At 44.1% G+C, this 23,637-nt stretch carries 28 protein-coding genes and 1 pseudogene; 19 read left to right on the top strand and 10 right to left on the bottom strand.

Going from position 1 to position 23,637, the window contains the following annotated elements:
* The first annotated feature begins 174 nt into the window (after positions 1–174).
* Together NFI80_RS00655 and NFI80_RS00650 are read left to right on the top strand one after the other, a co-directional pair.
* The gene (locus NFI80_RS00655; protein ID WP_235164315.1) at positions 175–591 is read left to right on the top strand and encodes a hypothetical protein; all 417 of its coding nucleotides are present in this window, start codon (positions 175–177) and stop codon (positions 589–591) included.
* A 175-nt stretch (positions 592–766) separates the two neighbouring features.
* Complete coding sequence (locus tag NFI80_RS00650) at positions 767–1,093, top strand: hypothetical protein (protein ID WP_235164314.1); 327 nt, start codon at positions 767–769, stop codon at positions 1,091–1,093.
* Positions 1,094–1,918: 825 nt separating this feature from the next.
* On the opposite strand, the gene NFI80_RS00645 is transcribed toward NFI80_RS00650, so the two are convergent.
* Positions 1,919–2,434, bottom strand: coding sequence for a DUF892 family protein (locus tag NFI80_RS00645; protein ID WP_235164313.1), 516 nt, complete (start codon positions 2,432–2,434; stop codon positions 1,919–1,921).
* Positions 2,435–2,437: 3 nt separating this feature from the next.
* On the bottom strand, positions 2,438–2,797 hold the full coding sequence (locus NFI80_RS00640; RefSeq protein ID WP_235164312.1) for a response regulator: 360 nt from the start codon (positions 2,795–2,797) through the stop codon (positions 2,438–2,440).
* Between the two features lie 129 nt (positions 2,798–2,926).
* Between NFI80_RS00640 and NFI80_RS00635 the strand changes: the two genes are divergently transcribed.
* The 4 genes from NFI80_RS00635 (at position 2,927) to NFI80_RS00620 (ending at position 7,308) form a co-directional block, all read left to right on the top strand.
* Positions 2,927–3,289: a response regulator gene (locus NFI80_RS00635; RefSeq protein ID WP_235164311.1), complete on the top strand. Its 363-nt coding sequence runs from the start codon at positions 2,927–2,929 to the stop codon at positions 3,287–3,289.
* Between the two features lie 957 nt (positions 3,290–4,246).
* Positions 4,247–5,083 carry a phytoene/squalene synthase family protein gene (locus tag NFI80_RS00630; RefSeq protein WP_235164310.1) on the top strand — a complete coding sequence of 279 codons (837 nt, stop codon included), beginning with the start codon at positions 4,247–4,249 and terminating at the stop codon, positions 5,081–5,083.
* 105 nt (positions 5,084–5,188) lie between these two features.
* Entirely contained in the window at positions 5,189–6,658 is a 1,470-nt protein-coding gene (gene crtD / locus NFI80_RS00625; protein ID WP_235164309.1) for a 1-hydroxycarotenoid 3,4-desaturase CrtD, read from the top strand.
* A gap of 74 nt (positions 6,659–6,732) precedes the next feature.
* Positions 6,733–7,308: a carotenoid biosynthesis protein gene (locus NFI80_RS00620; RefSeq protein WP_235164308.1), complete on the top strand. Its 576-nt coding sequence runs from the start codon at positions 6,733–6,735 to the stop codon at positions 7,306–7,308.
* Between the two features lie 58 nt (positions 7,309–7,366).
* Here NFI80_RS00620 and NFI80_RS00615 read toward each other — a convergent pair whose 3' ends face one another.
* On the bottom strand, positions 7,367–8,083 hold the full coding sequence (locus tag NFI80_RS00615; RefSeq protein WP_235164307.1) for a spheroidene monooxygenase: 717 nt from the start codon (positions 8,081–8,083) through the stop codon (positions 7,367–7,369).
* 193 nt (positions 8,084–8,276) lie between these two features.
* Here NFI80_RS00615 and NFI80_RS00610 point away from each other — a divergent pair.
* A pseudogene (locus NFI80_RS00610) lies at positions 8,277–8,411 on the top strand (IS3 family transposase); the annotation flags it as partial.
* A gap of 366 nt (positions 8,412–8,777) precedes the next feature.
* Here the strand turns inward: NFI80_RS00610 and NFI80_RS00605 are convergent.
* The gene (locus NFI80_RS00605; protein ID WP_233793555.1) at positions 8,778–9,137 is read right to left on the bottom strand and encodes a winged helix-turn-helix transcriptional regulator; all 360 of its coding nucleotides are present in this window, start codon (positions 9,135–9,137) and stop codon (positions 8,778–8,780) included.
* A gap of 128 nt (positions 9,138–9,265) precedes the next feature.
* Here NFI80_RS00605 and NFI80_RS00600 point away from each other — a divergent pair, with 128 nt between their 5' ends.
* The 6 genes from NFI80_RS00600 (at position 9,266) to NFI80_RS25635 (ending at position 14,144) form a co-directional block, all read left to right on the top strand.
* A complete protein-coding gene (locus tag NFI80_RS00600) occupies positions 9,266–10,054 on the top strand; it encodes an SDR family oxidoreductase (protein ID WP_235164306.1) in 789 nt (262 codons plus the stop codon).
* Between the two features lie 67 nt (positions 10,055–10,121).
* Positions 10,122–10,445: a nuclear transport factor 2 family protein gene (locus NFI80_RS00595; RefSeq protein WP_235164305.1), complete on the top strand. Its 324-nt coding sequence runs from the start codon at positions 10,122–10,124 to the stop codon at positions 10,443–10,445.
* Positions 10,446–10,471: 26 nt separating this feature from the next.
* Positions 10,472–11,389, top strand: coding sequence for a hypothetical protein (locus NFI80_RS00590; protein ID WP_254414163.1), 918 nt, complete (start codon positions 10,472–10,474; stop codon positions 11,387–11,389).
* 148 nt (positions 11,390–11,537) lie between these two features.
* Positions 11,538–12,443, top strand: coding sequence for an alpha/beta fold hydrolase (locus NFI80_RS00585; RefSeq protein ID WP_235164303.1), 906 nt, complete (start codon positions 11,538–11,540; stop codon positions 12,441–12,443).
* A 386-nt stretch (positions 12,444–12,829) separates the two neighbouring features.
* Positions 12,830–13,363, top strand: coding sequence for a TlpA family protein disulfide reductase (locus NFI80_RS00580; RefSeq protein ID WP_254414162.1), 534 nt, complete (start codon positions 12,830–12,832; stop codon positions 13,361–13,363).
* 670 nt (positions 13,364–14,033) lie between these two features.
* Entirely contained in the window at positions 14,034–14,144 is a 111-nt protein-coding gene (locus NFI80_RS25635; RefSeq protein ID WP_374759653.1) for an integrase core domain-containing protein, read from the top strand.
* Positions 14,145–14,336: 192 nt separating this feature from the next.
* On the opposite strand, the gene NFI80_RS00575 is transcribed toward NFI80_RS25635, so the two are convergent.
* Genes NFI80_RS00575 through NFI80_RS00565 form a run of 3 tightly spaced genes read right to left on the bottom strand, consistent with a single transcriptional unit; the run spans position 14,337 to position 18,358 of the window.
* Positions 14,337–17,003, bottom strand: a complete 2,667-nt coding sequence (locus NFI80_RS00575) for a cation-translocating P-type ATPase (RefSeq protein ID WP_235164301.1) — start codon at positions 17,001–17,003, stop codon at positions 14,337–14,339.
* Positions 17,004–17,017: 14 nt separating this feature from the next.
* Complete coding sequence (locus NFI80_RS00570) at positions 17,018–17,578, bottom strand: NAD(P)H-dependent oxidoreductase (protein ID WP_235164300.1); 561 nt, start codon at positions 17,576–17,578, stop codon at positions 17,018–17,020.
* 33 nt (positions 17,579–17,611) lie between these two features.
* The gene (locus NFI80_RS00565; RefSeq protein WP_235164299.1) at positions 17,612–18,358 is read right to left on the bottom strand and encodes an SDR family NAD(P)-dependent oxidoreductase; all 747 of its coding nucleotides are present in this window, start codon (positions 18,356–18,358) and stop codon (positions 17,612–17,614) included.
* Positions 18,359–18,595: 237 nt separating this feature from the next.
* Here NFI80_RS00565 and NFI80_RS00560 point away from each other — a divergent pair, with 237 nt between their 5' ends.
* The 4 genes from NFI80_RS00560 to NFI80_RS00545 all read left to right on the top strand — a co-directional run bounded on the left by NFI80_RS00560 (position 18,596) and on the right by NFI80_RS00545 (position 20,323).
* Complete coding sequence (locus tag NFI80_RS00560; RefSeq protein WP_235164298.1) at positions 18,596–18,973, top strand: hypothetical protein; 378 nt, start codon at positions 18,596–18,598, stop codon at positions 18,971–18,973.
* Positions 18,974–19,199: 226 nt separating this feature from the next.
* Positions 19,200–19,619, top strand: a complete 420-nt coding sequence (locus NFI80_RS00555; RefSeq protein WP_235164297.1) for a hypothetical protein — start codon at positions 19,200–19,202, stop codon at positions 19,617–19,619.
* Entirely contained in the window at positions 19,619–19,810 is a 192-nt protein-coding gene (locus NFI80_RS00550; protein WP_235164296.1) for a hypothetical protein, read from the top strand. Before NFI80_RS00555 ends, NFI80_RS00550 begins: the two co-directional genes overlap by 1 nt.
* A gap of 3 nt (positions 19,811–19,813) precedes the next feature.
* Positions 19,814–20,323 carry a hypothetical protein gene (locus tag NFI80_RS00545; RefSeq protein WP_235164295.1) on the top strand — a complete coding sequence of 170 codons (510 nt, stop codon included), beginning with the start codon at positions 19,814–19,816 and terminating at the stop codon, positions 20,321–20,323.
* On the opposite strand, the gene NFI80_RS00540 is transcribed toward NFI80_RS00545, so the two are convergent.
* Positions 20,320–20,544: a hypothetical protein gene (locus NFI80_RS00540; RefSeq protein WP_235164294.1), complete on the bottom strand. Its 225-nt coding sequence runs from the start codon at positions 20,542–20,544 to the stop codon at positions 20,320–20,322. The genes NFI80_RS00545 and NFI80_RS00540 overlap by 4 nt on opposite strands.
* A gap of 281 nt (positions 20,545–20,825) precedes the next feature.
* Between NFI80_RS00540 and NFI80_RS00535 the strand changes: the two genes are divergently transcribed.
* The gene (locus NFI80_RS00535) at positions 20,826–21,665 is read left to right on the top strand and encodes a putative universal stress family protein (protein ID WP_235164293.1); all 840 of its coding nucleotides are present in this window, start codon (positions 20,826–20,828) and stop codon (positions 21,663–21,665) included.
* Positions 21,666–21,676: 11 nt separating this feature from the next.
* Positions 21,677–22,513, top strand: a complete 837-nt coding sequence (locus tag NFI80_RS00530) for a universal stress protein (protein WP_235159627.1) — start codon at positions 21,677–21,679, stop codon at positions 22,511–22,513.
* A gap of 23 nt (positions 22,514–22,536) precedes the next feature.
* Here NFI80_RS00530 and NFI80_RS00525 read toward each other — a convergent pair whose 3' ends face one another.
* A complete protein-coding gene (locus tag NFI80_RS00525; protein ID WP_235164292.1) occupies positions 22,537–23,355 on the bottom strand; it encodes a universal stress protein in 819 nt (272 codons plus the stop codon).
* A 13-nt stretch (positions 23,356–23,368) separates the two neighbouring features.
* A complete protein-coding gene (locus NFI80_RS25630; protein WP_510185819.1) occupies positions 23,369–23,575 on the bottom strand; it encodes a BON domain-containing protein in 207 nt (68 codons plus the stop codon).
* Positions 23,576–23,637: the final 62 nt, after the last annotated feature.

Raw genomic sequence — 23,637 nt, 5'->3', positions numbered from 1 at the left:
TTTAATAATTGGAGATGAATGGTTATCAGGAGGTTTTGCAAAGTTGAAAGGAAGATATTTTGGAAACCATCCCTGAAAACAGCCATTTTCAACAACACCAATTATGGCTGATTTCAGGGATGGTTTTTGTTTTAGGAACTGCGGAGATTTGCAGCGGATCAAATTTTGAACACGATGAAATCAATCATTTTAACATTACTAATGCTGCCTGCTACCCTTTCATTCGCGCAGGAAGAGGTTTTGAAAAAAGGCAACACCGTGTATGTGGAAGCCAATAAAACGGATGTGGGAAAAAGTGCTGCGCAAGAGCTTAAAACTGCACTGCAGGATTGGGATTACTGGAAAGTAGCATCCTCCAAAGCCGAAGCTGACTTTGTGCTTAAACTTGAAACCAAAATTTCCGGCGGTGTCACCTGGACATCGTGGGGCGGCAAAGGTGTGGCATTGAGTGCCTCTCTGCAATCAAAGGACAATGATGAAATATGGCAATCGGAGTTTTACAAGGCCAGTCCCAACGGTATGAATGGCTTCAACTCCCAATCAGCTGCCGTGAAAAAGCTGGTAAAAGGGCTTAGGAAAAAGTTTGATTGAGGCATTATATGCGCAGGCGCGAGCAAAATCTCTGAACTCCTCTGACTGGAATGGCAAACCGAATACTTGCAACACTGTGTAGCTTAATGTTTGCATATACGATTTTGTAGGCGTCAGTTCCCGGGATCATCCTTGGTGTCTTGTCCTGAAATAAGTTGACCACAATGATTAAATTATGGATCAACTCAAACAACTACGTATGCGGCAGCATAGACAAACCATGCTTAAAATGGTATCTGAGATTCATCAGGGCAAACTTAACATTACTCAGGCAGCTAACAAATTTAGCGTCACACGTCATACGGTCAAAACTTGGTTAGTTAAGGTAGAAGACAAGGCTTTCGAACATCCAGTTAGCAAAAAGCTGGTTCCGTCTACATCAAAAATATTACAGTTTGGTAGAACAGACAAAGATGCAGCCGCGCAAGTTGATGAATTGATGGCCAAAGTCAGTTCACTGGAAGAAGAATTGGATGCTGCCAAATTTAAGGCTATTTACTAGTCCACGCTGATCCAAGTTGCAGAGCAGGAATTTGGACTTGACATCGAAAAAAAGGCGCCGGGGCCCGGTGCGTTATCAAGCAATCAGATTCATTTTAATGAATTACCATACTATTCAAATACGACAGTTAGAAGAAGTGCCGCTTCGGCGGTCCGATTGGCTTCACCCTACAAAGCTATTATCGATATTGGAAGCGTCGAGCTGGTCAGCTAACATATGATTCTGATGTCATCCTTCTTGTATATGAAATTCGCCGTGATCACCCTAGGATCGGTGGAAGAAAACTTTATAGCATGATCAGAAAATCTGAACGAGAGCGGAATAAAAATGGGAAGAGATGCCTTCTTAAACCTTTTCGCGATCAACAGCTTGCTGGTGTGAAGTAGCAGATGCATGGTAAAGAGTACTTTTCCCGCCACAAGTTCAGAAAGTACTCTAATCATTAGGTACTTTGGGCAAATCCGAAAAGAAATCATAAAGATCTTCCCTTCCGCCGGCTGAAAAGCCTATGGCTACGATAAACAACTTCTTGCGGGCCATCATGATCATTATCTAATGCGATGGTGGAGTACTTTTGTGCAAGATAACCATATAATACTAGGTGACTATTTAGCACTACGACACGTGTAGAAGGCCGCAGACACCGGCTTCACTTAACCTGGTGTTATTTTCCGCTTCAATGTTGCATGATAGGGATTTCAAAAATATTTTCAAGATCAATTTCCCCTAGCAACAACTCACATTTCCAGGTGACCATTTTTAACCCGTATACGGTGGAATGTGTGGAATTCTCTCACTCTGGAAGCCATCATCTAGGTGAAGGCTCTATTTATTAACCGTAGAAATATATTTGGCACTAATCAGCAGGTACAAGGTTTTATCAGCTTTCGCGTCTTGGTAATTCTGCTTTATTAATTCTTTTACCTGGTCGTTCTTGATTTTAACAGAGGCCATTTCAAGTATTTGAAATGAAGCCGTTTCGATACTTTCAATACAATGAAGATAAAATAGGATCGACATATCACGTAATTCCGGATTAGTGCTATGCGCTTTAATTTCACTGAACGAATCCTCAATTAGTCCTTTTAGCCCTTTCGAATGGATCTTCGCATGTACAATAGGCAAAGCTTCATAGATCTTATCCATTCTTGCTATCTGCTGCTTTACCTCTCCAATGGTATGATCAATGGCTTCTCGCAAATCTGAGAAGTGAGCATTGGTCATCAGCTCAGGTAGTTCCGAAACGAGCAATGTTTTGGCGGTGTAAATTTTGTTCAGGTGATGAAGGAAAAATTCTTCAAGATCAACCTTTGTAACATTAATCCCGTCGTGCTCCTGCATAGGTCAATTGAGAAATTTGTTTACTATTACTTGTAACCCTAGCATATCTAGAGGTTTGGCAAAATAAGCATTTGCATTGCATAGTTTAGCTATTTTAGCAAGATTCGGTTCACCAGAGATTAAAATTATGGGAATTTCATGCGTAGCTGGATCACTTTTCAGTTCTCTGCAAATGGCTGCGCCTGACTTTGGCGAACTTTCTAGTGTCACGTCAAGTAAAATCAAATTCGGCCGAAGTACCATAATGTCATCAATTTCGAGTGCTCTGTTTGAAAAAGTTACATCATAACCGGAGTCACGGAAAACAATTCTTAACAGTTCTAACATGTCACCATCATCCTCCACTATCAGAATTCTCCTCATGAGATAGAACTGGGTAAAGAAATCTAAACATTAAAATTCCCATACCAGTTAATATCATTTCGTGGCATACTTGTTTGATTATAAGACAATATGTTATTTCAGCAATACCACTCCTCACTTGGCTAATTTATGAAAAAGAGAATACTTATCATTGATGACGATAATGACATTTTGGAGCTTCTGAAAATCGTTTTCCGTGATTCAGGCCACGAGTTAATTTTTTCCCAGACAGCGCTTGACACAAACCATATCAGTATACTACATCCAGACCTCATTTTGCTGGACGTTAGAATAAATGGGGTTGCTAAAAAAGGGGCGGAACTATGTATGGAGTTGAAAGCCGACCCGAAAAATAAAAAACTCCCCGTCGTTTTATGCTCAGGCGAGTACAATTTACCTGAAATTGCTCGTGAGTGCCATGCTGACATGTACCTGACAAAGCCATACGATTTGATGGGCCTGCTATTTCAAGTAAATCGATATCTTTCATAGGATTCTAAAAAAAATCAGATCAACCTGGAACACATTACATCGCCTTTTACTTTGTCCATAAGCATACGACGGTTTGAATGTGTATTTACGTCACTGGGAAGTGCAGTTTAAGGTGCTCGGCTTAAAGTAAATTAAACTGTAAAAGGCACTCATCAGCTCCAAACATACATTTGAGACAATAGTCCCAATTACATTTTAACCACCGTTTCTGCATAGGGTTATAAACGACTAATGGTAGAGAGCTATGAACATTCACTAACTGCTGGCCATGCAAAACTTGAACAAATATATACTTCTTATAAGAGGAAGCTTTTCTAATTTCTAGACAGATCTAGGTAAGCACTGTTATTTTACCCATCTTACATGTAGTATTCCCGGCAACCGAGATCCATCATGTTATTGTTAGGTGGAAATCTCTACTCATCCTGGAATGGTTCCTAAGGTTTGGCCGTTCTATGCAGTATCTCGTATAGAATCAGAAAGTTGTTTTGTGTCTCAACGGATACTTTCACGATGTTGAAAGGGCTGGCTCAGCGTCGGGAACTCTGCTTACGCCATACCCGGTGGTTAACTTGCGCATATTTATACCTAAAAAGCGTAGCGGTTCCGGCATTTGATAGGAGTTAATGTAATCAATTTAGCATCTATTGTTAGAATTTTATGGACAGCATTAATAAGGCGGAACCTATGTTAAATTTGCTTCCTGGCCGCAGCCGTAATTGTATCAATTCATGCTCTTTGCGTGATTCGTAAGTCTACTTCAAATCTTGTAGTTAAATACCATTCACCTTTATTTTTGACTCTTTCACACTCTACCATTGACTAGTGGCTCCCTTCTTGGAACAGAATTAGCTTTTCTTAGGGTTTCTTCGATAAGTGTTTGATAATCTTTCACCACTTCAACGAGCAGGTTTTTCCGTTTGAACCAAAATAGTCAGCTACCAAAACCAAAATGCGATGAAGGCTTTATATGATCAATTGTCGGTCTGTTGCAGCAAAAAAACCACGCAGCTGTACAGCACTTCTTTCTCGCTAGGGATCCACTTTTTACAACCTAAATTTCACGCCCCAATTTACAGCATCTACGGGTTTGTCCGCCTAGCCGACGAGATTGTCGATAGCTTTCACGGCTATAACAAGCACGGTTTAATGGCCAAAATCAGGGAGGATACCGCCGAAGCGATTGCTGCCGGCATCAGTATCAATCCAATTTTAAACAGCTTTCAACACGTTGTAAACCAGTATGGCATTGAGTGGTCATTGATTGATACATTTCTAAAAAGTATGGAAATGGACCTTGGTCAGAAGCAGCATAGTCCAGATAGTTTCAAGGAATATGTACTCGGCTCAGCCGAAGTGGTTGGCTTAATGTGCCTGCGTGTATTCACCGAAGGCGACGCAGCGCAATATGAAGACCTAAGGTATTATGCTATGAAACTGGGCGCCGCATTTCAGAAAGTCAATTTTTTGCGTGATTTAAAAGCTGATTACCAAGACCTGGGTCGTAGTTATTTCCCAGGCATCAATTTTACACTTTTTACAAGTACGGACAAAGATATTATCCAACAACAGATCCGACAGGATTTTGAGCAGGCATTGATTGGTATAAAACGACTGCCTGCATCGTCCAGGCGTGGTGTATATTTGGCATATTGTTACTATCAAAAACTTTTCCTTCGAATCAGTCAGACGCCGGCCGAAAAAGTAATGGATGCCAGGATCAGGATCCCTAACCACAATAAGATCGGGCTTATGCTGCGCTCATTGTTAAGACATCAATTGAACATGCTATGATTCTCAAACCCTACTCTCCCATGGGTATAACCTACACGTACTTCTTTCGTAGCTTTATACGCTTCCAACAAATCAAAAATCATTCATAAAAATACATCTTCAAAAATGCCGTCAGCAATTATTATTGGTTCAGGTATAGCTGGCATTGCTACTGCATTGCATTTGCGTGCTGCAGGCGTTGAAGTGGATGTTTTTGAGAGCAACGATTATCCCGGTGGCAAGCTGCATGCTTTCGAAATAAACGGCTTCCGTTTTGATGCAGGGCCTTCGCTCTTCACCATGCCACAACTTATTACCGAGCTTTTCGAACTGTTTGGTGAACAACCATCTGATTTTTTTCAGTATCACCGCATGAAGTCGGTTTGCAACTATTTTTGGGAAGATGGCATCCACTTTACTGTTGATGCCGATCGTGAAGTTTTTGCAAAAGAGGCCGCAGCCAAATTTGGCATTGACGCCGCAACTATTTTATCTTATCTGAAAAACGGACAAAAGAAATATGAGCTTACCGCTTCTTTATTCATTGAGAAATCTTTGCATAAAATGGGCACTTATCTTTCTGTGGATACACTTAAGGCCCTGGCTCACCTATCGGAAATGAATTTGGGCACTAGTCTGGATGCGCTTAATGAGGCAGCGATCGGTGAGCCGCATTTGGTTCAGTTATTTAACCGCTATGCTACTTATAACGGCTCATCGCCGTATCTCACACCGGGGATCATGAGTATGATTCCACATCTTGAACTTTACCTCGGCGCTTATTATCCAAATGGCGGTATGCACAGTATCACTACCAGCCTGTATCAACTGGCACTTAGACAAGGCATCCGATTTCATTTTAATCAAAAAATAGAACAAATACTGGTTGAGAGGAATAAGGCAGTTGGGGTTAAAACGGCAAGCAGCCAGCATTTTGCAGACAGCATCGTGTCGAACATGGACGTATTTTCTACCTATAAAAAACTGTTGCCATCACAACCGCATCCCGAGCGCACGCTCAGGCAGGAGCGGTCAAGTTCTGCTGTGATATTTTATTGGGGCATTCGCGGTACGTTTGATCAATTGGACTTGCACAACATATTTTTCAGCAGCGATTATCCGCAGGAATTCGCGCATTTGTTCGAACATCAAACGCTTTTCAATGATCCTACGGTTTATATCAACATTAGCAGTAAAGAAACTTCGGGTGACGCACCTTCGGGATGCGAAAATTGGTTTGTGATGATTAATGCCCCGGGCGATTATGGTCAAAACTGGGAGGCATTGGTGGCACAGGCGCGCGAAAATATTATCAGCAAATTAAACCGCCTGCTCGGCACCGACATTGCAGCACTTATCATGGCAGAAGATGTGCTAACACCCCCGCTAATTGAAAGACGAACAAGCAGTTACCGTGGCGCATTGTATGGTGCGGCAAGCAATTCTAAACTTGCGGCCTTTCTAAGACACCCCAATTTTTCAAACAAAATAAAACAACTGTATTTTTGCGGAGGATCCGTCCACCCCGGGGGCGGTATTCCTTTGTGCATGCATTCTGCAAAGATTACTTCAAAGCTCATCATTTCGGCTTTATGAATAATGAACTATCATTTTCGGCTGTCAAAAGCAACACTTCCATATTTGCAATATGGCTGGTAACCATTTCAGGCATGATAGGCATATGGCTAGGTTATGGCGCTTGGTTTTTGCCAAAAACACCATTCAACCTGCTGCTTGGCTTGGCACTTTTGTACTGGAATTTTCCACTTAAAAATGTTTGGCCAGGCATCTTAATCTGGTCACTTGTTTACATTACCGGTATGGGCGTTGAAATGATTGGAGTAAACACCGGTTTGCTTTTCGGAGACTATTGGTACGGTGAAAATATGGGGCCTAAATTGGCTAACGTTCCCTTGCTGATTGGCATCAACTGGGTGGTGCTTACTTTTATAACAGCCACTATCGCAAAGCGTTTTATTGGTAACCCATGGATGGCGCCTGTTTGCGGAGCTGCGCTAATGGTTGCGCTCGATTTTTTTATTGAACCCGTGGCTTCGGTATTCGATTACTGGCATTGGAATGCAGGTTATGCACCGCTGCGCAACTACATAGACTGGTTTGTAGTTTCATTGGTATTGCAGGTGCTTGTAAAAAATTATGTACCTCAGGCAAAGTATCCGCTGCCGTTACATCACTTTGCTTCTCAGGTTCTATTTTTCGTCTTCTTCTATTTGATAAGTAAGTAATAAAGGCGCCCAATTTTAATTGCTACACACAGAGCGAGTCTGGGCATTCAGCAAAGCGTCAATGGTCTAAATAGGGAGCCAAAACATTTTCACCACCCCAGGTTCCTACTGAGCGGTAAGGCTGAAAACGCGCAAATAACTCTTCTTTATACCAATCTATTTTTCGGGTTTTTCGGATGGCCTCCTGATGTTCGGGGCTATTGTAGGCATAGTTTTTCAAGGCGTCTATATTCTCCCATATGCTGAAAGTGGCCATCTGAACCAGCGGTGCCTCGCCAACTCCTTTGGTATAAATCAGCCCTTCACAACCTTGCACAATGGGTTGCTGGGATGTAGGAACATAGTCCCAAAATCTGATCAGTTTACTAGCCTTAATGGTTGCACGCGTAATTACTGCAATGAGCGGGTTGTCATCATCCAAATCTGTTGAGGGGGTAAATGGATTACGTCCTGACCAAAGGCCCTTGGCTTGTATGGGTTTCATGTAGATGGTCCACTGCTCACTGCTGTGCGCCTGGTATCGCTTAAAAATTTCAGTATCGTTAAAAAAATGATCAGCGCTTTGCTCATTGTCCCAAATACCCAACATAGCATACACACCCCAGTCAGGCAATGGGCTAAAACCCGGCTCGCGACCGCTGCCCATGAGTTTGTAAAATTGCAACCCTGGCGTTTTGCTGATATAAGCATGTGCAAACTGCATTTGCCCGAAAGCCCACATTTTAGCTTGTGAATTTTGAAACCGAAATAAAGTAAGTGTAGTGATGGAACTCATTAGAAATGATAAAGTAGCCAATCAAGAAATCGATTCCATTTGCATTAGGACGGAAAATATTTGACGACGTGAATGTACCGAGAGAATTTTATGAAATCAAAAACTGTCATATATGTGGTCCTGACTTTTAAGCTGATAGCATTTCCTCGAAAATAACTAATTGTATTACACTGAAATAGCCTCACACTAATTCAGTAAGCGAGTTCACCGCATTAATCAAGTTTTGAAGCTGAATAAGAGGCGAAAGGGAAAACGGCGATTACCTGATCGGGTCAAGAAACCTTTGGTTCAGCCGGAGCAGGTAAACGAAGTTTGGAGCGTCGATTATTAACCACTCAGAGCCTTGCCCGAAATGTTTGAAGCCTAAATATTAAACGTCTCCGAAACTTCTGAACTTTCAGATCATTATACAATAATTGCCGACTTCAAACATTAGAATGATGGATGTTCAGCAGTTACACTTTAAGGTGGTGCTATTTTTAATTACTTTACCAAAAAGTGTTAAATCAGCTTCAATTCAAGCAAATTTACTCGGAGATAACGTCTTAGGAGAAGTTCAGAAATACGACCGACTTTTTAGACTAACCCAGCCGTTACATAGTGATGCTGACTAATATGGGCGACACGCCGATCCCTGGTTTGCTTCCGGAAATGGAGCAGATTTTGGAAAAAGCGTGTGCGGAAAATGTGTCTGCTAAGACTGAATGTTCTTTTCGATAAGCTCACGCAAACGCTGGTCATTTTGATCACCCCACTCGCCGATTGCGCCAATGACGGGGATCAGTGATTTACCAAAATCAGTAAGATAATACTCGACTTTTGGCGGGACTACGGGATAAATGATTTTCCCGACCAGCTCATGATTTTCGAGTTCTTTCAACTGCACATTCAACACCCGGCGGGATGCATCAGGGATTTTCCGTTGCAGCTCGCTGGGGCGTTGAAAACCTTGGTGAATGAACCACAAAAGCCGTATTTTCCATTTGCCATAAAGCACCTCACCGATCAGGTCGAGCCCGCAATTCAGGTTGGGCATTGTCTTTCTTTCGTACATGCTGCAAATATAAACATATGCCTTGGGAGGTTCAATAGGGATAAATTTATCCCTATCTGAATCGTAAGTCCGTACTTGTCGGCGCGTAGCATAGTGCTGAAATTTGTCCTACACAAATCGATAACGACATGGACTTCAATTTTGAAAACGAACTAAAAGATAAAATTGCCCTGGTAACCGGCGGCAGCAAAGGAGCCGGAAAAGCAATCGCCGATCGTCTGTTACAAGCAGGTGCAACGGTGATCATTACAGCCAGAAACAGGCCGGAAGAAGAAAATAATACCCTGCATTTCATAGCAGCCGATTTAAGCAAACCGGAAGGAACGCAGAAAGTGGTGGACGAAGTCATTGAAAAATTCGGCCGACTGGACATTCTGATCAACAATATGGGAGGCTCGGAAACGCCTGCGGGTGGATTTGCGGTGCTTTCTGATGAAGACTGGGAATCCTCTTTTCAAACCAATCTGCTGGCGCCTGTGCGGCTGGATCGAGGATTTTTGCCAGGAATGATCAACCGGCACGAAGGCGTCATTATCCACATAGCATCCATTCAGGCGAAACTTCCTTTGTACGACTCCACATTGCCTTATGCGGCAGCAAAAGCCGCTTTGGTCAATTACAGCAAAAGTTTGTCTAATGAAGTAGCACCGAAAGGTGTGCGCGTGCTGACCGTTTCGCCCGGCTGGATTATGACCACGGCTTCGGTCAGAATGATGGAGCGGATCGCCGAAAGTTCGGGCGTAACCACCGAGCACGCTGAGAAAAGCGTCATGGACGCATTAGGAGGCATTCCGTTTGGCAGACCGGCGTGGCCATATGAAGTTGCCGAACTGGTCGGCTTCCTGGTTTCTACGAGAGCCACTTACCTTACAGGCACCGAATATGTGATCGATGGCGGCACCATTCCCACATTATAATCCCTTTTTTTATCAAGATTTTATTCAATACAAAACCAATTTTAAATCAACATAAACATTCAAAATCATGAAACTTCCAGAAAACATCCAAGGCTTTATCAAAGCACAAAACAACCAAGACAGCACAGCATTTGCCAATTACTTCACAGAACACGCAACCGTTTCCGACGAAGGTTCGTCCTATTCGGGTAGGGAGGAAATTGAAGGGTGGATCGAGGAAGCGACAGAGAAGTATAATATGCAGCTGACACCCATTGATTTTAGTCAAACCGGCTCAAAAGGGAAACTGACTCTGGAAGTAAGCGGCACATTTCCGGGTAGTCCACTTGTGATGAATTACCATCTTGAATTGGATGGTTCTTCTATTAGTTCGTTGAAGATTACAGATTAATTCAGAAAACACTTATGATCAGAAAAATGCGGTTAGCATACACAGTTGTAGCTTTAATAATGCTGTTTTTGCCAACATGGTCCTTTGCACAAAGTGGAGATACATTAGGTAAATCTGAACCTTACGAACGTGTAAAAATTGCCCCCGAAAGTGTTTTCAAAATGTTTCGAGAAGATGGGATGAAGCCAGTTAACCACGCGCTGACGACAGTAGAAAAGGACAAAGTGCGTAATGCTTTTGCACATTTGCCGCCTCTGCACCAGCGCATTTTGAAACAGCATTTGCAAAGTATCAGCTTCATGGACAATATGCCCAACACGGCATTGACCTCATTACTTGAATCTGGCAGCGGGCCGACAATGTTCAACATTACATTCCGCGCCGGGCTGCTGGATGAGACCATTTCGGAATGGGCGACATGGAAGGAAAATACATGCTTCAAATTAGAAGGTCAGGGAAGTTATAAAGTACGTGTGGAAGGCGGCAAGATGGATGCGCTCCTTTATGTGCTGCTGCACGAGGCTACGCACGTGGTAGACGCGGTAGCGGAGGTAACGCCTTATTCTGCCGAAAAAGATTCCATTGTTACGCCGACGCCTTATACCAAAAATGTCTGGCGCATGGTGACCGTGCCCGAAGATCCATACATTGATTCGCTGCTGGAACAGACACGTTTCCGAAGCGGTAAAGCTATTCCGATCAATCTGGCACCGGATGTTTATCGCAAGCTCGCCAAAACCCCTTTCCCTTCATTATATGGAATGGCGGCGTGGTCCGAGGATCTTGCAGAACTCGTGTCGGTTTACCACATGACCAGCAAGTTGAATCAGCCGTTTCATGTGGTTGTGACCAAAGACAATATAGAGGTGGCAAGGTTTGAGCCAATGAAAAATGCGCTGATCAGGCAGCGATTGGATCAACTTTCCAGTTTTTACAAGCCATAATTTCGCCTTTCGGGAAAAATGTACAAGGCGCGTGGCTTTTTATCCATTCCTTCGGGCTGACTAAGCTGCCACCTTTGTAATGTCAAAACGATATGACAATCAGCTAACCGTTAGCCGATTAACTCAAACATTCAAACTTACTACTCAGATGAAAACCATTGCCTTGACTATCGCATTCCTTTTCACTTTTATCCAAAGCCAATCTCTATTTGCACAAATACGCAAGCCCGCCTCACTGGGAAGAGAAGAATACATTGAAGTGGAGAAAAATGTAAAACTCCACGTGATTGACCTCGGCGAAGGCCAGCCCGTCGTGCTCATTCACGGATGGCCGTTGAACAATGACATGTACGAATATCAATACCAATATTTGGTTGAAAAAGGGTTCAGGGTGATCGGGATTTCACTCCGCGGCTTCGGAAAATCGGACAGACCTTACGGAAAATATGACTTCGATACTTTCTCCGACGACATTAAAGTAGTTTTGGAAAAACTGAAAATCCAGAACGCAACCTTAGGCGGATTTTCAATGGGCAGTGCCGTGGTACTTCACTACGTAACCAAATATAATGGTGCCCATATCAATAAGTTAGCCGTATTCGGTGCAACTGGTCCATCATGGAAACATCGTGAAGGCCATCCTTACGGCATCACTGAGCAGGGCGCAACGGATTTGATCCAACAGACTAAAACGAACCGCGAACAATTGGTGGCAGGCTTTGGAAAAGCATTTGAAGGACAAGAAGGCGGACTTACGCCGGAATCCATCAAATGGTTGGAAAGCATCAACTTAAATGCATCCCCTTACGCAACTACGCAGGCTATCAGCGCATTGGGTGACCTGGATCTTCGTCCGGTGCTTGGAAAAATCAAAATGCCGGTTGCGATATTCCACGGTGTGAATGACAAATTGTGTAACTATGCTCAGGCTGAACAGCTTAACAAAGCCATCAAAGGTTCTTACATCGTAAAATTTGAAAAAGGCGGACACGGATTGTTCTTGGAAGAAATGGATAAATTCAACTTTGAGCTTGAAAAATTCGCTAGAAACTGAGAAGACAAACCTCACCTGTGAAGCCAATGACCGCTTCACAGGTTTTTCTCTATTTTGAAACAAAAACCTCAGCATTCACAAGCGTATATAGTGAAACAATGTATGTTTTTTTTAAAGTGAAAAACTGAACGCTTCCAGCGCGTTAGTGCATATGGTTACATTTTAAGCTAGGAGCTGAACCAGTTTCTTGAACCAAAAACATCCTTTGCAATCACGATGTAATGATTCTTACATAGGTGTGGCCTACTACTATCACAATTCCACGGTTTGAAAGAACAACGCTCTGTACGTAACGAGATTGGGCTGATTGTAGATTGTGTAAACATCCCGGAACGACACAACTTACTCCTTTACAAGGCTTTAAAAGCAAGAATCCAGAAGAAATTGTGTTAGAGTTAGATCATGTTAATTCGCAAACCGAAGCTGCATTTTACCATGGAAACTTTGTGACGGGAAAGACAGATGCCGATATTAAGCATAATGCTGATCTTGTTTTAAAATATCCAAAATCCATCTATTTGCTTAACACACTTAACGTGAGTAAAGGGGATTTAGACGAAAAGCAACTTGCAAGGTTATTATCTGGGTTTGACAAATCGCTAGCGAACTCGTCAGTATATAAAAATATACAAAATTTTCTATCGTATAATAACGATACCGGAAGCCAATTCCCGGCCGATCTAAAACTGAAACAGCCTGATCAAAAGATCATTTCTTCAATACTTAACCAGGATAATAAATTCAAATTAGTCGTATTCCGGGCGAGCTGGTGTTTACCCTGCCGAAAAGAAATTCCTCAGATAAAGTCATTACAAGCAAACTACGGCAACAGCCTTAGCATTTACAGCATTTCAATTGACAAAGATGAAGCACATTGGCAAAATGCTTTAAAAGAAGAAAGTATGCCTTGGCAACAGTAGCTATTAAATGATACCGAAAGCTTTACAAAGCTCAATAAAAAATATCAACTGGAAGCAATTCCTGTATGGGCATTATTTGGCCCTGATAACTAACTAATAGAAAAACGGGTTGGATATACTACAGGTGAGGGGTCGATTGAAAATGCGGTCGCTGCTAAGCTAAGAATGTAAAAGGCGATTTTTCAACCAAAACCTCTCTTTCTCTACTGCTCCTGCTTGGGTTTAATTTTCAGCTGCTAAGAATTTCGCCAAAAAGCCAAAGACCACCTTGTTCTGTGTTACAGCATTTGGCCCCATCTCTCCCCTATGATACACATGTCAACCGTTCTGGTTGTGATACGTGGAAATTGTCAAATATACCCGACGCTTAAAGAGGCTAGGTGAAAGCTAACCTACCCTGAAAGTGTTAGGTTCGCACGGTGTATGATGATGGACGTCGTTTTCGTACCGCAGCGGCGGCCGCCTTGAATGTATTGGATGATTATAATCGTCAGGCACCGGGGATAGATATTGACTTTTCCTACCTGCAAGGCGGGTTGTCCGGCTTCTGGAACAGGCAATCGAAACAGATGGCAAACCGACCGCGGGGCGGACCGCACAGAATGCGTACATCGAACGATTTAGTGGCACTTTTTGGTCGCGAAGTTCTCAACGTTTATTTATTTAAAATTTGCCACAGGTTCGAGAAGTGGTTGGCCACTGGATTAACGAATACAATACGCAAAGACCACATCAAGAACTTGGTTTTTTAACACCAGATGAGTTTAAACAAACGGGATAGGCTCTATTCAACAATTGATCACCAAAGAGGGAATAACACAATGGCAAGAACAATTGGGAAGCGGCAACATCAGCTCGATAACCTAAATCAACTGCTATCAAATAACTTGTTGACCTTTTAAAAACCTACATGTAATATTCGATTTAACCGATATTGTTCACCCAATGCCACTCTTGCTAGTCCTCGATAGGACTATCCCAAAATTCTTGAATATGACATTCGTGCAATCTGAATAATTCCAAGGGGTAAAATTCCCCCTATCATTATCAATCCGAAAGATTGCATGTCGAGCGTATGCAGGGAAAGTACTTGTTTTAGAAATGGAATAAAATAGGTGCTCAGCAGGATCAGAATGCACAAACCTTGCGCCTGCCAGATGAACTTGTTGCGCGTAATTTCATTGTAAAAAAAACTGCCTTTACTAGAATAAAGATTAAACACGTGCAGTAACTGCGCCAATGACAATGTATAAAAAGTTACCGTATTGCCCTCCATCTGGCTCAATCCCAGCTGACTGGTTCCATACCAGAAAACACCAAGGACACAGACAGTTATCACCAGTGCATAATAAACAATCCTGCGCCAGTCTTTCATTTCAAGGACGGGCTTCTTGGGATCTCTTGGTGGCGAATGCATGAGTTTGTGATTTTCTTTTCCAACACCGAGGGCAAGCGCAGGAAACACGTCGGTGATGATGTTGATAAATAGGATTTGCAGTGGCAGCAATGGGTTACCGACGCCCAGAAAGCCTGCAAAGGTTACCACGAAAATCTCGCTCATGTTACAGGAAAGCAGGAAAACGATGAATTTTCGAATGTTCTCAAAGATAACCCTGCCCTGCCCGATTGCCCTGACAATGGAGCTGAAAGAATCGTCTTTCAAGATCATATCGGCCGCTTCTGCGGCTACGGCCGTACCACGCAGTCCCATCGCAATGCCAATATCTGATTTCTTCAATGCTGGCGCATCGTTTACACCGTCACCAGTCATGCCGACAATGTCTCCACGTTTTTGGTAAAAATCAATCATGTCCAGTTTCTGAGCCGGATTGACCCGCGCAAAAACCTGGCATCTCAGGATTTTATCCCGATCTGTTTCGGATGAAAAATCAAATGCTTGAAGGTCTTTCCCGGTCAAAACAAGTTGTTCCCCGGGCCCGACCAGCTCGACCTGTCTGGCAATGTTCAATGAAGTAGCAGGATGATCCCCTGTTACCATAATCACTTTGATACCGGCATTACCGCAGGCCTGTAGGGCTGGCGTAACTTCTGTAAGCGGCGGGTCCAAAAAGCCGATTAGCCCCAGGTATGTGAGCTTTTCTTCTCTTGTAAAATCCTCAGAAGGTATTCTCCCAGTATCATGGTAGGCAAATGCAAGAGTGCGAAGCCCTTGAGCTGCCATAAGTTCCGAAATTTCAAGCTCCTCTTGTCTTTTACTATCGCTTTCCCAATGGCAAAGCTCACATACTTCCTCGACGGCCCCTTTCACAGAAACATAGTATGTCCCCTCCGACTCGTGCAGTGTCCCCATAATGCGCGTGTCCGAACTGAACGCCTCTTCTGCCTTTCTGATGTATTTCGAACCAAAAGCTTGCAGATCAATGCCCGCGCCCTCAGCGAAACGCAGCAGCGCAATTTCCACCGGATCCCCAATCTGCTTACTATCCGACTCCACCGAATTCAGCTGCGCATTGTTAGCCAGCACCCCTACCCGTGCCAGCAGTTCAAATTCCTTTGAGCTGGAAAGGTTTAAATCCTCGCCAGCCAGTTCCATCTCTTCCCTTCCATTTTTTCCTGGGCGCAGGGTTACCAACAAATCACCTGCCGGAAAATGTAACTGACGTACTTCGATCTTGTTCTGGGTCAATGTGCCGGTTTTATCTGTAAAAATCACATTAGTCCCGCCAAGCGTTTCCACCGCCGAAAGTCGTTTTACGATCACTTTCTTTTCAGCCAGCCTGAGCATCCCGTAGGCAAGTGCGACGGTTGCCACCACCGACATTCCTTCCGGTATCGCGGCAATAGCCAGCGCAACCGCAGTTTCTATTAGCTGCTTTGTCTGCTCTCCTCGCAGCAAGCCTACTACCAAAAACAGCATCGCCAAACCAATCGTGATCCAGATCAGTACTTTGGCCAGCGAATCGAGTTTAGCTTCAAGCGGTGTCGCAGTGCGTTTGGCCTGGTGCACCATGGTGGCGATTTTGCCCAATTCGGTCGCCTGACCAATGCCGGTAACGATGGCTTTGGCATTCCCGCTAGTTACAGCTGTACCTTTAAACAACCGGTTGTGCTGGTCGCCTAGTGGCGCATCCGCAGCGGAGGGTTCAACACGTTTTGCCGATGGGAGCGATTCGCCCGTTAAGGCAGATTCATCTACTTCAAGTTGGTTGGACTGTACGATATTCGCATCCGCTGGTACAAGATCCCCGGCTTCCAGAACCAGTACATCGCCTTCGGTGACGTTTTCAGAATGTATCTCCATGATTTGCCCGTCCCTTTGAACCCGGGCCGGCGTCGTATCCAGCTTGCGAAGCGCTTCCATGGATTCGCGAGCGTTGTATTCGAGTATGAATCCGGTTGCCGCATTGATGAAAATAACCGCCATGACGGCAAAGCCTTCAACGGTGTCCCCCATTAAAAATGACACGATCGTGGCTGCTGCCAGTATCCACACAATAAGGCTGTTGATTTGCCGGAGCAGTATCGTCCATAAGCTCTCAGGCTTCTCGCGACTCAGCTCATTGAGTCCCAGACGCTGATTCCTGGATTCGGCTTCGGCACTGGAAAGACCCTTTGTAATGTCCGTTTGAAGGGTTTGGGCCAATTGCTGCGGACTGACTTCTTGAAAGGTTTTGGTCATATGTTTTAAAAGGGCTAGTCTGCGGCTATATTCTTGATAATCTTACTGCGTTTCTCTTCGTCCAGATATTTGACTCTGCCAATGCGGGTAACCTTTACCGGTTTGATCCCGCAAAATTCCAGTGTTGCTTTCTTGATGGCTTTGATATCACTGTTGGAGTATTGCCACCATAACCAGATTGGCGGTGCGTCCGAGGTAGCAATAACGTGCGCTGACCTTTTGCCCAGGAATTTGTCCCAGAATGGATCTTTTTCATGGTATTTAAAACCAAATCCTGGCAGTAATGCCCTGTCTAAAAGCCCTTTGAAGATTGCCGGAACCGAGCCCCACCAGACGGGGTATATGATCACCCATTTTTGGCACCACAAGATATTTTCCTGCGTCTGCTGCAAATCCGGTTCAAGCTGCTGAATGACGGAGTAGCCTTTCCACAGAACCGGGTCAAACTGCATTTCACCTATATTCTGTCTGCGGACCTGATGCCCGGCCAGTAGCATTCTTTGCTCACAAGCATCAGCAAGCCGTCCATTGAAACTATTTTTATCGGGGTGAGCCAGCAAAATGTAGATGTTCATGAAATTGTATGTTTAGTGGTTGACAGAGACTGCTCAACCAGCGAGATAACCGCCATCTACCGGATAATATGAGCCTGTAACAAATGACGATTTTGAGCTGCTCAACCATAATACTAATTCAGCAACTTCCTCAGGTTCCCCCAACCTGCCGATCGGGTGCTTGGTCACCAGCCAGTCGAGTGTACCAGCATCCAGGTCTTTTAGAAGCGGTGTTTTGATAAAGGCAGGCCCTACTGCATTGGCCCTGATACCTTTTGTGCCATATTCCAATGCTATATTTTTTGTTAATCCAACAACCCCGTGCTTGGCAGCGACATAAGCCGGACTATTTGCAAATCCTACATTTCCCAGAATCGAGGCCATATTAACAATCGTGCCCCCACCAGCATTCAGCATCGCTGGGATTTGATAATGCATTCCATAAAAGATACCGGAGAGATTGATACCGATCACTTTGTCCCATGCCTCGATCGGGTATTCTCCCACTGGTGCCGAAGCACCACCGATTCCGGCATTGTTGCAAGCGATATGTAAGGCACCGTAAGTCGCAACTGCCACATCGACAAGTGCCGCATTGTCAGCCGGAGAAGACACATCCGCCTTGAAAAAGAAAGATTCTCCTCCTGCCTGCTTTATCATGTCCACGGTTTCCAGCCCCTCCTTCCGATGAATATCTGAAACGACCACCTTAGCTCCCTCCGCGGCATAAGCTAATGCTACACTTCTGCCAATGCCGGAACCAGCCCCGGTAACTATTGCAACGCTATTTAGTAACTGCATGATACCATCATTTTAAGTATAAAGATCTGGCGAAGATATAGAGACTAGTAGCCAGAATAATTGACGTTCGCGGCAATCCATTATGATATTAGTCAGCTTTATCCAGCGTTTTACAGATTTGGAATCTTAGTGGTGCCACAATCCTGATTTATATCATACAAAAAGCAGATAGACGTCATCAGGGACTAGCATTTTCTCTCCACAGGATTTTCATCCATGGTAGAACATTTATCAGATATGATCAAAATTCAGAATCTTGATAAAGACAAATATCAGCCCTGCAATTTGCTCGTACACATTTTAGCGACAATAAATTCTTTAAGTCTGCAAATTAGATCATTGAATGCCTCGGTATTGACCAATGTTGACCCCGGGCTGCAGGTCTTAGCATATGCGGCCTATCTGGAAAGCATCATTTTTAATCTTATTAGTAATGCTTTGAAGTACCGGCATCCGGTCAGGGCCCCGAAAATCAATATTGACACGGTTTACACCGACACCCACCTACAATTTCGCACTAAGGATAACGGTATTGGGGTCTACCTGCAAAAACACGGTAAGGACTTATTGGAATGCACAAAACATTTAATGGCAATCCGGATGCAAGAGGAGTAGGGTTATTCATTACAAAATTTCAGATTGAAGCCTTGGGGGGACATATTCAGGTCGACAGTGAAATAGGTCATGGGTCTTGTTTCAAAGTGTCTTTGCAACCTGCATAGGCCAGATATTCTCTTTCCCTACCAGTCAAAGCTGACAGAAATCATATTGTTAACAATTCATCGTCAGCCTATACGAGCCCTGCATACGGTTATTTTGATACAGAAATCAACAATTAACTATGCGCTCCGTTGCACTGATATTGGCTTTATTACTAGCCAGTTGTGCCAATCAAAGCCTGATTGCACAAGGGTATTCCAGTTGGAAATATGCCAGGCTTACAGCTGCTGGAATGGACACGCTTGCCAGACTATCCGATAGTGTGGAATTAAGCAGGACACTATATATGATAGCGTACGGATCGCCAGATAAACGCTTTCCTAATCAGCTGCTGAAAACGATAGATTCTACCAAGATGGGCCAGGTGGTTGGGCGTATTTTAAAGGATACTTCGCAATGGAATTTGCAGGTTATTTCGCCACAAGGCAAACTAATTAGTCCGGAAATGATCGATTGGGAAAGTTTGACAGCGAAATATACCGCTTTCTTAGTCATGGTTGCATCCGGGTCGCTGAGCCCATTAAACTTGACGACTTTTTAATGGAAAAAGAATGGCTCTCCGATGCGTTTACAGAAGCCAGTTACCACAATCTGCCTTCAAAATCATATCCTCTACCTCACACCGTCCCGGTCGTTATCACTTACACGCTGGTGGAAGCAGATGCGGGATTAGTCTACTACCAAGATATCTATAATGCACTTGCCAATAAACCCATCACTTTCACCCGATAAATCATGGAAACATACGGAATATCACCGCTCGCATTCTGGTCTGCATATGCTGCCAGCAATCTGGTTGCTATGGCCCTAATCTGGACTGCTAAAAACCACCCTGGATTTACCAGGGCAGCCTTTTTTGTAATCTTTATCGGGGCTGCCGCCGCAAATACCTACATCGCCATTGACTCCCCTTGGGCCTATCAGGACTATGCTGACACAGCTATTCCTCTTTACAAACAATTCATCCTGGGTGCCTTTGAAGCTATCATTACTCCGATGATCCTGCTCATTGCACTCGCACAACTTTTGATTGCGTTGTCAATGCTATTCAAAGGGCAGTTTCTGATTACCGGGTGCTGGGCTGGCATTACTTTCGGGATCAGCATCGCCCCACTGGGATTATATGCTGCTTTCCCCGCAACCCTTTTGATGGCAATAGCCTTGTTTGTATTGCAGAAAAATAATGGTGTGGAGCCCGAAAAGAAAAAACCATCAAGCTTTCGCGGATTGCAGCCCACGCATTAAAATAAAATCATGAAACAGGACTTATCACGGATCGCCAATACGGGCTTGGTCTCAAAGATCACAAATGAAAACAATGCCGATTCATTGATCAAAAACGGAATGGTTGTTGCTTCCAGTGGCTTTACAAAGTCTGGCGACAGCAAGGCCGTACTTCTGGCTTTATCAGAAAGGGCCGAGTTTGATCCCCTGAAAATCACATTGATCACAGGCGCGTTGATCATCAAGGTAAAAAGCCTGTTATCGAATACGGAATTGTTTATACATCCTACTTCCGGGGTGTCGGCAATCACTCACTGGACCCAACCGTTGAGAATACCAAAATCATATTTGACACTCCGTTCATGTTGGGAATCAACCAGTTTAATTATACAAAGGACTTTATCAACGGGAAAACATTTTTTCACTACCGGGCTTACGCGATCCTTGACGATGGGTCGGTCCTCTATGGCAACCGGATCAGTTTCATGATTTGATCAAAAGGCTCATCTAAATCGAAGCAATAATGAAAAATATTCTTTTAGCAATCAATCCGGAAAAACCCAGCATTCCTTGTATGCAGTTTGGATGCTACCTGGCGCAGCTGACACAATCCAGACTTACCGCCGTTTTTGGAGAAAAGCACCTGGCAGGTGAATCGCCCGCTTTGAAAACAGTTTTTGGCGTGCCTTACGTGGAGACGATCCTTGGCAGTGACCTGCCCGGCTATGCTGAGCATGAAGAAATGCGTGCCATATACATGGAGACATTCACGAAAATTTGTGAAGACAGGGGCGTGCGACACAGCATAAACCCGGATCTAACCTCCCCACGCGAAGGACTCATCCAGGAAAGTAGGTTCTCGGATCTGCTGGTAATCGCCAAGGATACCAGTTTAGAACACAAAACCGGACAGTCACCCTCGGATTTTATAAGAGATATTATTGTCAAAGCAGAATGCCCTGTGATAGTGGCCCCCATTACATTTACCGAAATTGATGAAATCCTGCTGGCCTATGATGAAAGCCGTTCCTCGGCATTTGCCGTCAAACAGTTCAGCTATCTCTTTCCGGAAATGGACGAATTAAAACTAACGATGCTACATGTAAATGAAAGTGGGCATGAGAATGAACTACAAAGAGAAAAGCTTTCGCACTGGCTCAGCGCCCACTTCAATTATGCGGCCTTTAAGGCTGTGTCCGGTAAAGCAGGCCCTGAACTCTACAAATACTTGTATGATAAAAAAAGAACATTGGTCATCATGGGTTCTTATGGCCGAACTTCATTTTCAACGCTGCTATCTCCGAGCACAGCTGATTCGCTGCTGGAAAACCTAGACTTACCATTCTTTTTTGCTCACCATTAAACCAGAAACTTATGAAAAAGATCATTGCGGCCATCGATGGCCTTAAATACGCAGAAAGTACAGTACAATTTGCCATTCAGATTGCCCGTGAGACCCAGTCTCATCTGGTCGGGGTGTTTCTTGAAGATTTCAGCTATCATAGTTATTCCATTTATGAGCTGGCGCCACGGCTTGAACCCTGGGAGCAGCAACTCCGCAAGCTCAATGAGCAAGACCTTGTTTCAAGGGCAGAATCGGTTGAGAAATTTACCGCGCTTTGTCAAAAGGCAGACATTGAGTTTAATATCCACCACGACCCCAATTTTGCATTGCCGGAATTATTGCACGAAACGGTTTACGCCGATCTTTTGATCATTGGCAAAAATGAAACGCTATCGCCTTATCCGCAAATACCGCCCACGGGTTTTCTGCGTGATTTGCTGGGAGATATCCAGTGCCCGGTGCTGGTAGCACCCGAAGATTTCGAGCTAGTTGATAAGATTGTACTTTTATACGATGGACAGCCTTCCTCGATGTTTGCTATTAAGATGTTTAGCTATTTGTTACCGTTCATGAAAATGTTTCCAGTGGAAATACTAACCGTTAAGCCACAGGAGGAGAATATGCACGTGCCGGACAACCGCCTTATGAAGGAGTTTTCCAAGAGACACTTTCACAATGCCAGCTATCATGTGCTACACGGTGCTGCGGAACAAGAAATTGTGAGGTATTTAAAAGAAAGTGAGCGGCCACCGCTGGTTGTGCTAGGGGCTTATCAGCGTAATTTGGTGTCGCGGTGGTTTCGGCAAAGTATGGCAGATGTGCTTATGGAAAAACTGGATAGCCCTCTATTTATAGCACATACCTAATGTTGACCGGGCTACATGCCCGGTCATTTTGACTTTATAAAGCTGGATGCCAGAGATTGCTGCACGCAGGTCCAGGTCAGTAAATGCGCGTGGTTAGCTACATCGGCCGAAACGCTAAACCCGTACATATGTGCAGCATCTGCTGATCCATGAGTGGTCATGGCAATCATATCCGCATTAATCTCTTTGGAAAAGTGAAGGATGCCATTTTTTTCGTCGGTGTCTTTGACGATGTTAATGGTTAAATTTTTTAGCGAGTGAAATGCTGCATAATCTCTGACCTGTTGCATGAGAATCTGCTTATCTATCCCAAGCGTAGTATCAACATGCAGCAGGTGTAGCCGTGCTTTTAGCAACGCTTGCAGTTTTTTGAACTGGCCCATCCCATAATCGTCTCTCAAAACAAGATCGCAGGGGAAGACTATGCTTTTAAGGTTCTTCAAATGCGTTTTCTGATTGACGGCAAAAACTGGGACAGGAGATCGTCTGAGAACCTTTTCAACGTTTGAACCCATGAATGTACTCTCCCACCCACGGGAGCCCCGCGTGCCCACCACAATCTGATTTACTGATTCTAGGGTGATCATCTCCAGCACAGCTGGCAATAACCTGCCAAATCGAATCTGCTGAATAATAGTGACGGCCTGGTTGATGTTCGTTACAAAGTTTTGAAAGTCTTCCTTATAACGCTCCATAACTGCCTGTTTTTGATCTTCTTGCTGTTGGCTGATTACAGACAGTATAACAATGTCCCCAGATGTTGCCTGAGCTAATTCGACAGCAAACTCAAGCCCACGTCGCGCTGAGACTGAAAAATCGCAAGGCACAAGTATTTTTTGCATACCGCTGTCAGTATTAGTCGCAATGGAATCGAGAAAAGGTCAGATTGTTAGTAATGCCATAAACGCCCAAGACGCTCTCAACACTTTCCTGGACAAGTTGTCTGTCGGACTCTTGATCTACTTTTCCTTCCAGAGATACCCATCCCTCTTTGACAGATACCCGTATATCTTCATCACGAAGACGAGAGTTTTGGTGCAGGGTGCTGACGATATGCTTCATAAGCAAGGCGTCACTTATCCATGTTTTCATGTTAGATAGCCTTTCTATTGGCCCGCAAAGCA

The sequence above is a fragment of the Dyadobacter chenhuakuii genome (assembly GCF_023821985.2).
Classification (GTDB): domain Bacteria; phylum Bacteroidota; class Bacteroidia; order Cytophagales; family Spirosomataceae; genus Dyadobacter; species Dyadobacter chenhuakuii.
This window is presented reverse-complemented; position numbering and strand designations above follow the sequence as displayed.

Coding starts and splice junctions, on each gene's coding strand:
- NFI80_RS00620 (WP_235164308.1), top strand. CDS start 6,733: ATGATAGGCATATGGCTAGGTTATGGCGCTTGGTTTTTGCCAAAAACA.
- NFI80_RS00615 (WP_235164307.1), bottom strand. CDS start 8,083: ATGAGTTCCATCACTACACTTACTTTATTTCGGTTTCAAAATTCACAA.
- NFI80_RS00595 (WP_235164305.1), top strand. CDS start 10,122: ATGAAACTTCCAGAAAACATCCAAGGCTTTATCAAAGCACAAAACAAC.
- NFI80_RS00560 (WP_235164298.1), top strand. CDS start 18,596: ATGATCAAAATTCAGAATCTTGATAAAGACAAATATCAGCCCTGCAAT.
- NFI80_RS00545 (WP_235164295.1), top strand. CDS start 19,814: ATGGAAACATACGGAATATCACCGCTCGCATTCTGGTCTGCATATGCT.
- NFI80_RS00575 (WP_235164301.1), bottom strand. CDS start 17,003: ATGACCAAAACCTTTCAAGAAGTCAGTCCGCAGCAATTGGCCCAAACC.
- crtD (WP_235164309.1), top strand. CDS start 5,189: ATGCCGTCAGCAATTATTATTGGTTCAGGTATAGCTGGCATTGCTACT.
- NFI80_RS00650 (WP_235164314.1), top strand. CDS start 767: ATGGATCAACTCAAACAACTACGTATGCGGCAGCATAGACAAACCATG.
- NFI80_RS00645 (WP_235164313.1), bottom strand. CDS start 2,434: ATGCAGGAGCACGACGGGATTAATGTTACAAAGGTTGATCTTGAAGAA.
- NFI80_RS00555 (WP_235164297.1), top strand. CDS start 19,200: ATGCGCTCCGTTGCACTGATATTGGCTTTATTACTAGCCAGTTGTGCC.
- NFI80_RS00530 (WP_235159627.1), top strand. CDS start 21,677: ATGAAAAAGATCATTGCGGCCATCGATGGCCTTAAATACGCAGAAAGT.
- NFI80_RS00640 (WP_235164312.1), bottom strand. CDS start 2,797: ATGAGGAGAATTCTGATAGTGGAGGATGATGGTGACATGTTAGAACTG.
- NFI80_RS00590 (WP_254414163.1), top strand. CDS start 10,472: ATGCGGTTAGCATACACAGTTGTAGCTTTAATAATGCTGTTTTTGCCA.
- NFI80_RS00655 (WP_235164315.1), top strand. CDS start 175: ATGAAATCAATCATTTTAACATTACTAATGCTGCCTGCTACCCTTTCA.
- NFI80_RS00550 (WP_235164296.1), top strand. CDS start 19,619: ATGGAAAAAGAATGGCTCTCCGATGCGTTTACAGAAGCCAGTTACCAC.
- NFI80_RS00570 (WP_235164300.1), bottom strand. CDS start 17,578: ATGAACATCTACATTTTGCTGGCTCACCCCGATAAAAATAGTTTCAAT.
- NFI80_RS00535 (WP_235164293.1), top strand. CDS start 20,826: ATGAAAAATATTCTTTTAGCAATCAATCCGGAAAAACCCAGCATTCCT.
- NFI80_RS00565 (WP_235164299.1), bottom strand. CDS start 18,358: ATGCAGTTACTAAATAGCGTTGCAATAGTTACCGGGGCTGGTTCCGGC.
- NFI80_RS00635 (WP_235164311.1), top strand. CDS start 2,927: ATGAAAAAGAGAATACTTATCATTGATGACGATAATGACATTTTGGAG.
- NFI80_RS25630 (WP_510185819.1), bottom strand. CDS start 23,575: ATGAAGCATATCGTCAGCACCCTGCACCAAAACTCTCGTCTTCGTGAT.
- NFI80_RS00540 (WP_235164294.1), bottom strand. CDS start 20,544: ATGATCAACGCGCCTGTGATCAATGTGATTTTCAGGGGATCAAACTCG.
- NFI80_RS00605 (WP_233793555.1), bottom strand. CDS start 9,137: ATGTACGAAAGAAAGACAATGCCCAACCTGAATTGCGGGCTCGACCTG.
- NFI80_RS00585 (WP_235164303.1), top strand. CDS start 11,538: ATGAAAACCATTGCCTTGACTATCGCATTCCTTTTCACTTTTATCCAA.
- NFI80_RS00600 (WP_235164306.1), top strand. CDS start 9,266: ATGGACTTCAATTTTGAAAACGAACTAAAAGATAAAATTGCCCTGGTA.
- NFI80_RS00630 (WP_235164310.1), top strand. CDS start 4,247: ATGAAGGCTTTATATGATCAATTGTCGGTCTGTTGCAGCAAAAAAACC.
- NFI80_RS00525 (WP_235164292.1), bottom strand. CDS start 23,355: ATGCAAAAAATACTTGTGCCTTGCGATTTTTCAGTCTCAGCGCGACGT.